At 25.4% G+C, this 5,042-nt stretch carries 5 protein-coding genes and 1 pseudogene; all 6 read right to left on the bottom strand.

What is annotated here, in order from left to right; genetic code table 11:
- A pseudogene (locus tag ACERKK_RS11125) lies at positions 1-341 on the bottom strand (peptidase M23); the annotation flags it as partial.
- Positions 334-1,152 carry a cell division protein FtsX gene (locus ACERKK_RS11120; protein ID WP_373773147.1) on the bottom strand — a complete coding sequence of 273 codons (819 nt, stop codon included), beginning with the start codon at positions 1,150-1,152 and terminating at the stop codon, positions 334-336. The pseudogene ACERKK_RS11125 and the gene ACERKK_RS11120, both read right to left, overlap by 8 nt.
- Complete coding sequence (locus tag ACERKK_RS11115) at positions 1,139-1,801, bottom strand: cell division ATP-binding protein FtsE (RefSeq protein WP_373773146.1); 663 nt, start codon at positions 1,799-1,801, stop codon at positions 1,139-1,141. The genes ACERKK_RS11120 and ACERKK_RS11115 overlap by 14 nt, the downstream gene beginning before the upstream one ends.
- Positions 1,798-2,991 carry a tRNA (guanosine(46)-N7)-methyltransferase TrmB gene (gene trmB / locus ACERKK_RS11110; protein WP_373773145.1) on the bottom strand — a complete coding sequence of 398 codons (1,194 nt, stop codon included), beginning with the start codon at positions 2,989-2,991 and terminating at the stop codon, positions 1,798-1,800. Before trmB ends, ACERKK_RS11115 begins: the two co-directional genes overlap by 4 nt.
- 12 nt (positions 2,992-3,003) lie before the next feature.
- Positions 3,004-4,275 carry a hypothetical protein gene (locus tag ACERKK_RS11105; protein WP_373773144.1) on the bottom strand — a complete coding sequence of 424 codons (1,272 nt, stop codon included), beginning with the start codon at positions 4,273-4,275 and terminating at the stop codon, positions 3,004-3,006.
- The coding region (locus tag ACERKK_RS11100; protein WP_373773143.1) for an RluA family pseudouridine synthase at positions 4,235-5,042 on the bottom strand (808 nt) is incomplete at its 5' end. The genes ACERKK_RS11105 and ACERKK_RS11100, both read right to left, overlap by 41 nt.

Genomic DNA, 5,042 nt, shown 5'->3' with positions numbered 1-5,042 from the left:
ATAGTATCAACTATTTGTTCTTCATTTCCTTTTTTTTCTTTTATTAAGTTACTTGATCTATCTTTTAAATCTTCAAGCTTTTTCTTTGATTCTTCTAATAATAATTCATGTGTGGCAATATCTAAATTAATTTTCTTAATATCTTTTTCTAAACGAATTAGATTTCTATTTTGATTATGAATTTTATTTGCTAAAGATTTTATTTTTAGTGTAGCTTCTATTTTTCTATAATTACTATTTGTTAATATCTTTTTATTATTTGATATTTTTTTATCAATTGTATTTGTTGAAGCAATTGATAAATTAACTAAAATAGTTATTGTAAGTAGAAGCTTAATCATTATTAATTTTGTACTTAAATAATACACCAATAATTGTAAAAATTGATATCCCAAAAGATAGAAGAATTATCTTCATAATTTCAAGTTTTAAATCAATTTCAATATTTACAATATCATGTAACTCAATTGGAAATAACATACCTAAATTATTAGAAACATAAAATAGTATAGAACCAACTATAATACAAGCTAAAAATGCACTAAAAATTGCATACTTTAATACACTAGATGAACTATATAAAACAGAAGCTCCGTGAAGCCTTAAAATTGATATTCTTGTATGGTGTTCATGAAACCATAACTTTATTTGCTTAGCAATAATAATAATGGCAAATATCGTAATTATAAAAAACAGTATAAAAGAAATCGTATTTAATAGAACCAATAATAAGTATACTTGATTATGGTTTTTGTAAAATATTTCTACTTTTCTAATATTTTTATTTTGTAATAATGTAGATTTTATCTCTTTAAGTTCTGATGTAGTAGGGAATACTTCTAAATAAATCTGATAGAAATATGGAAGTTTTCTTCTTAATAATTCAATAGATTTTTTCGATAAATCTGACTTTATCTCTTTTATAATTTTATCTTTTTTTAAAGTCTCAATTTTACTAACTTGTATACCTGCTAGTTTATCAATATTCTCTTTTATTAAAGGAGTATTGGTGATTATAACTATTGAATAATCATTTGAAATCTTTTTTTTATAATTATCAACAATATTACCAATAAGTAAATAAATACTAAATGTTAATAACATTGCTATAAGTGGAATTAAAAAAGCAAAAAGATTTTTAAGAGACTTCATATATTATGCCATCCTCTAATGATAACTGTCTAAATTTAATTCCTAAGTTTTTTGGAACTCTATGTGTAACTACAACAATTGTAATACCTAATTGTTCATTTGCACCTTTTAATAAGTTCCATACAACATCAGCTGAATAGTCATCAAGGTTTCCTGTAGGTTCATCTGCGATAATAACTTTTGGATTATGAGCAAGAGCACGTGCTACGGCAACTCTTTGTTGCTCACCACCACTTAGTTCATTTGGATAATATCCTGCACGATGAGATAGTTTTACATGTGAAAGTAGTTTATTTGCTTGGTCTTTTGAAATATCATTTGAGTAACCATTAATTTTAAGTGGTATCATAATATTTTCTTCAATTGTATATTCATTTACAAGTTTATAATCTTGAAAAATAATACCAATATCTTTTCTAAGAAGTCTAAGTTTTTTACCGTTTATCCCAAAAACTTCTTGACCATCAATTTTTAAACTACCATGTTTTAAAGGAATATCTGCATAAAAAGATTTTAAAAGTGTTGATTTACCACTACCTGAGTTTCCACCAATAAATATAAACTCTTTATGCTTAATTGAAAAATTTCCTTTTTTTATAATATATTTATTATCATCATATGATAAGTATATATTTTTTGCTTGAATCATTTACTTAGAATCTCTTTTAATTTTTTATGAGCTAAAATATTTGAGCTTGTAGGAAGAGGTGTTCCTTGATAATAAACAATTTTTCCATCTTCAACTAATAAATACTTACTAATTGGTCTATCAAAATTACCCATAGTTAATTGAATCATTCCTGCGTTCTCTTTTTGATCAATTGTAAATAAATCTTCAATATGAATAAAGAAACTTTTTTCAACAATAGATTTAGTCGGAATATCTTTAATTAAATCTATAAAATCAACATTAAAATCAAATGTAAAATCAAAATCTAAATCAATATTTTTATCTTCAGTATGAGAAGTTAAAACTACATCATAAATATTTTTACCTTGTTTTTTCCATCTATCTTCATACTTACTAGAAATTTCTAAATCTTTATTTATATCAATTGTAATTTTACCAGTAGGTAGATTTGTAAGAAGTTCTGTACAATAATCAAAGTATTTTCTACTATCAGTTCTTAGCTCTAAAGTTCCACCAATTTTTAATACTCTTAATGCTTCATTGATAAATTCATTAGAATAAATTCTTCTATGTGGTTTTTTATCCCAAGGAACAGGGAAGTGTACAAATATTTTTCCAACTTGATTTGATTCAATAAATTCCATAAAAAGTCTTGCATCATAATTTACAATTAATACATTTGAAATTTCTTGTATTTCAAGTTGTTTTAATGCTTGTTCAATTGATGGTGTATGAATTTCTAAACCAATAAACTGAACATCAGGATTGTTTTTTGCTTGATGCAATAAATGTCTACCACTTCCAAAACCAATTTCTATTTGTATCTCTTTATCTGTTTTAAATTCATCAACAAAATAGTTAATATCTTTTAAATACTCTTTTTTTGGTTCTACTTTTTGATTTATATTATTTGTATTTGAAAATACAATATTACAATTATTTGCATCAACATATGCATTTAGAGCATCTTTAACTAAAGTAACAGGTGAAATTCTTGTTACTTTATCAATTTTAATCATTTGATTTTCTTCTTTTTCTTTAATAGTAAGTAAAAAATCTTTTTGTTTATATCCAACTGCAACTTTATATTCAGTTTTTCTATCATGTTCTGTAAAATTATACGACTTTGCTATAAATTTAAAATCTACTCCATTATTAGAAGATGGTGTAGAAATTAAATCTGTTTTATTAAATACTATATGTGGCATGTTTCTCTTATCTTATTTTAAAATTTTTGTTTGTGGCAAAATTAATGCAGCTTCATCAGTTCTTTCTGAAATTAAACCATATTCATCATTTGCTTGAATAGAATATTTATACTCAACACCACTAATGATATTGTTATCTTCATATCTTAATTCTTTTATATCTTTAAAGCTTTCAGTTTTATATGTAAAAAAGTTTATTTTTGTTCTTTTGTAAATATTATAAGACATAGCTCTATGATCACCTGATGTCCAGTTTAATATTGCTTTTGAACCTTGAATTTGAGCTAAAGTAATATTTGGTTTTGCAGGTTTATTTAAAGTTACACCTTTTACAGAATCAGTATTTACTGAACTTCTTAAATTATCTTTATCTACAGCAAATACTTTATAGAAATATACAGCGCCATCTTGATCAATTGCATCAGTATATGCTAAAGTTTCATTATTAACTTCTTTTAATTTTGTAAAACCAAAAGTTTTAAGATTACTTCTTTCAATCTCGTATTTTATAACATCTTCTGTTTTAGAAGCAGTCCATGTAAGATTGATTGATTTTGGTTTATCATTTGAAGCAGTTAAATCAGTAACACCTTTTGGTAAAGGTTTTGTTTTTGCACTTACAGCTTCAGTTGCAACAGTTGCTACATCATTATATGTAAATGCTTTTATTCTATATCTAAATGATTCATTATTATCTAAACCATCATCAATATATTCAGACTCTAATCTACCTTCAATTTTTGAAAGCTTTTCCCAATTATTAACACTTGTATTAAATCTTTCAAGTACATAATAAGCTATGCTTTTATCTTCATGTGGTCGCCAAATAACTTTTATTCTATTTGGTAAGTCTGATAATGCTTGCATAAAACTAACAGGCGCAATTCTTGGAGCTGTTTGTGCAATATATGCATTTGTAGTTTTTGACTCTTTTCCATCAGAAGCTTTTGAAGAAATTTGATATACATATTTTGTGTTTGGTTCAAGATTTTTATCAACATAATGAGTACTATATTTATTATTTATAGAATCAATTAATTTCAATCTTCTTCCATCTTTATGCATATTTGCTCGATAAAAATTATATCCAGTTACTCTATGGTCGTTAACACTTTTCCATTCAAAAGCAATTGATGTAATATCTGAAAGTGATTTGATAGAAGCATCACTGATTACTTCTAATGTTTCATCAATATTTGGCTCATTTGCTGTTCCTAGGTTATTGTTTAAATTACTACAACCACTAGATAAAAGAATTAAAGCTGCTAACGATGTTGTCTGCATCAATTTTATCATTTATATTCTCCATTTGAAAGTTTTTATTTAAAAAGTTATTTATATCATCTGGTAAATCTGCTTTAAAATTCATTTGTTCATTTGTAACAGGATGAATTAAGTATAGATTGTACGCGTGTAGATAGAATCGATTTATTTTATTTAATTCGCCCTTAAAACCATATAAATTATCACCTAGAATATGCCTATTCATCGAGCTTAAATGAACTCTTATTTGATGTGTTCTTCCTGTAAATAGTTTAGCTGCAATTAACTCATATTTTTCATCTTTGCTTAATTCTACTTTTAAAAATGCAGATTTTGCATTTCTTCCATCTTCATCAATTGCCATTTTTAATCTATTATTATGACTTCTTCCTATTGGCTTATCGATTATTATATTATCTTTTATAGGCATATCAACTACTGCTAAATAGTATCTTCCCATAGATTTTTCTTGTAATTGTTCAGATAAAGAAATATGAGCTTCATTTGTTTTAGCAACAACCATAACACCAGAAGTTCCCTTATCTAATCTATGAACAATACCATGTCTTTCTTCACCTGAAAGTGTAGATAAAGATATTTTCTTTAACTTTAACCAATCAACTAAAGTTGCATCTTTAACACTTGGTGCTCCATGAACTGTAAGATTACAAGGTTTATTTATAACTAAGATATGTTCATCTTCATAAATGATTTTTACATCTTTACCTTCAAGCGATTCTTTTATAGCTTCTTCATCTAAAACAGGTGTTAATTCAGCCTCTGGAAAT

The sequence above is a fragment of the Poseidonibacter sp. genome (assembly GCF_041821165.1).
Lineage (GTDB): Bacteria > Campylobacterota > Campylobacteria > Campylobacterales > Arcobacteraceae > Poseidonibacter.
Note: the sequence above shows the minus strand (reverse complement) of the source record. Positions and strands in the feature narration are given on the sequence as shown.